Source organism: Inquilinus limosus MP06 (assembly GCF_000767795.1).
Lineage (GTDB): Bacteria > Pseudomonadota > Alphaproteobacteria > DSM-16000 > Inquilinaceae > Inquilinus > Inquilinus limosus_E.
Genome location: NZ_JANX01000762.1, coordinates 1 through 2,417, shown reverse-complemented (window position 1 = coordinate 2,417; position 2,417 = coordinate 1). Strand labels below are relative to the sequence as shown.

The 2,417-nt window shown below is 69.1% G+C and carries 3 protein-coding genes; all 3 read left to right on the top strand.

The window, feature by feature from the left end:
- On the top strand, nucleotides 1–159 hold a 159-nt coding region (locus tag P409_RS37460; protein ID WP_161790461.1), incomplete at its 5' end, for a proton-translocating transhydrogenase family protein.
- A 43-nt stretch (nucleotides 160–202) separates the two neighbouring features.
- Nucleotides 203–1,597, top strand: coding sequence for an NAD(P)(+) transhydrogenase (Re/Si-specific) subunit beta (locus P409_RS32035; protein WP_034848141.1), 1,395 nt, complete (start codon nucleotides 203–205; stop codon nucleotides 1,595–1,597).
- Between the two features lie 126 nt (nucleotides 1,598–1,723).
- Nucleotides 1,724–2,257 carry a cupin domain-containing protein gene (locus P409_RS32030; protein WP_034848139.1) on the top strand — a complete coding sequence of 178 codons (534 nt, stop codon included), beginning with the start codon at nucleotides 1,724–1,726 and terminating at the stop codon, nucleotides 2,255–2,257.
- Nucleotides 2,258–2,417 lie beyond the last annotated feature (160 nt).

Sequence of the window (2,417 nt, the reverse complement as noted above, 5' to 3'; positions counted from 1 at the left end):
TCGGTGATCGTGGTGGGCGCCCTGATCGCGGCGGGCCCGGCGGTGATCGGGGCGTCGAGCGTGCTGGGGGCGCTGGCGGTGCTGCTGGCCTCGGTGAACATCTTCGGGGGCTTCCTGGTCACCCGCCGCATGCTGGCGATGTACCGGAAGAAGGGCTGAGACAGCCCGTACAGGCAAACCAAGACACGACGAGGGGATCGCGATGACGAGCCTGGCGGTGCTGGCGTATCTGGTGGCGGCGGTGTGCTTCATCATGGCGCTGCGGGGCCTGTCGAGCCCGGAGACGAGCCGGCAGGGGAACTGGTACGGGATCGCCGGCATGGCGATCGCGGTGGCGACGACGCTGATGCTGCTGCCGCAGGTGCGGAACTACTGGCTGATCGTGCCGGCGATCGCGATCGGCGGCGGCATCGGCTATGTGGTGGCGCAGCGGATCCAGATGACGGCGCTGCCGCAGCTGGTGGCGGCGTTCCACAGCCTGGTGGGTCTTGCGGCGGTGTGCGTGGCGGCGGCGGCGTTCCTGGACCCGCAGGCCTACGCCATCGGCACGCCGGGGGCGATCCATGTCGGCAGCCTGATCGAGATGTCGCTGGGGGCGGCGATCGGGGCGATCACCTTCACCGGCTCCTTGGTCGCCTTCGCCAAGCTGCAGGGCCTGGTCTCGGGCAAGCCGCTGGTGTTCCCGCTGCAGCACCCGCTGAATGCCGGCCTCGGCATCCTGATCATCCTCCTGATCGTGTGGATGTGCGCCGGGCAGTCCGGGGCCGCCTTCCTGCTGCTGATCCTGGTGGCGCTGGCCTTGGGCTTCCTGCTGATCCTGCCGATCGGCGGGGCGGACATGCCGGTGGTGGTGTCGATGCTGAACAGCTATTCGGGCTGGGCGGCGGCGGGCATCGGCTTCACCCTGCAGAACAACCTGCTGATCGTCACGGGTGCGCTGGTCGGGTCGTCGGGCGCCATCCTCAGCTACATCATGTGCAAGGGGATGAACCGGTCGATCATCAACGTGATCCTGGGCGGCTTCGGCGGCGAATCCGCCTCCGCCGCGGCCGGCGGCGGCCATGGCGACCGGGCAGTGAAGCAGGGGTCGGCGGAGGATGCGGCCTTCGTGATGAAGAACGCGCGGTCGGTGATCATCGTGCCGGGCTACGGCATGGCGGTGGCGCAGGCGCAGCACGCGTTGCGGGAGATGTCGGACCTGCTGAAGAAGGAGGGGGTGGAGGTGCGCTACGCCATCCACCCGGTGGCGGGGCGCATGCCGGGTCACATGAACGTGCTGCTGGCGGAAGCCAACGTGCCCTATGACGAGGTGTTCGAGCTGGAGGAGATCAACCGCGACTTCTCCCAGGCGGACGTGGCCTTCGTGATCGGGGCGAACGACGTGACCAACCCGGCGGCGAAATCCGACCCGGCGAGCCCGATCTACGGCATGCCGATCCTGGACGTGGAGAACGCCAAGACGGTGCTGTTCGTGAAGCGGTCGATGGCGTCCGGCTATGCCGGGGTCGAGAACGAGCTGTTCTTCCGCGACAACACCCTCATGCTCTTCGGCGACGCCAAGAAGATGTGCGAGGACGTGGCTAAGAGCCTAGCGTAGCAGGGCCGACTTTCTTTTTTGTCATCCTCGGGTCAAGCCCGGCAATGACAATAGGGGAGGGTTCCCAGTCCTTGCCGCCCGCCGTCTCCGGGCCAGACTCCTTCCGGGGTGACGAGGAGACAGGCCATGACCGAAGCCGATCCGGGCGTCGAGGCCCATTATTTCGAGGATGGCGGCGCCGTTCCGAACAACCCGGCGCTGCCGCTGCTGGTCTATCGCCAGGTCAGCGGGCTCGGCTTCGGCGACGTCGCCACGGCGATCGAGGCGCGCTTCGGCCAGAACGGCTGGGGCAATGGCTGGCGCAACGGCATCTACCCGTTCCACCACTTCCACAGCAACGCGCATGAGGTGCTGGGCCTGGCCAGCGGCCGGGCCAAGGTGCGGTTCGGCGGCGCAGGCGGCGTGTCGCTGGAGCTGCTGGCCGGCGACGTGGTGGTGATCCCGGCCGGGGTCGGCCACAAGCGCGAGGAGGCCAGCGGCGACCTCGTCGTCATCGGCGCCTATCCGCCCGGCGCCGACCCGGACCTGGTCGAGGAGGGCGATGGCGACGGCCGGGCCCTGCGCGACAGCATCGGCGCCGTGCCGGTGCCGGCCACCGACCCGGTGCTGGGCGCCCAGGGGCCGCTGGTCCGGATCTGGCGCGAGGCCAAGGGCAGATAGGCGCCAGGGCCTCCAAGCCGGCTCGTGGGATGGATTGCTTCGTCGGCTTCGCCTCCTCGCAATGACGGTTCGGGGGGCGGCTGCCCCCGCCAACCCTCACCGTATCGCGGGCCCGAAGGGCGTGGCGATCCATGGTCGCGCCGCCGCGCCGGTTAAGGTC

What these genes read in the sequence shown, in the direction of transcription:
- P409_RS32035 (WP_034848141.1), top strand. Translation starts at nt 203, where the DNA reads ATGACGAGCCTGGCGGTGCTGGCGTATCTGGTGGCGGCGGTGTGCTTC.
- P409_RS32030 (WP_034848139.1), top strand. Translation starts at nt 1,724, where the DNA reads ATGACCGAAGCCGATCCGGGCGTCGAGGCCCATTATTTCGAGGATGGC.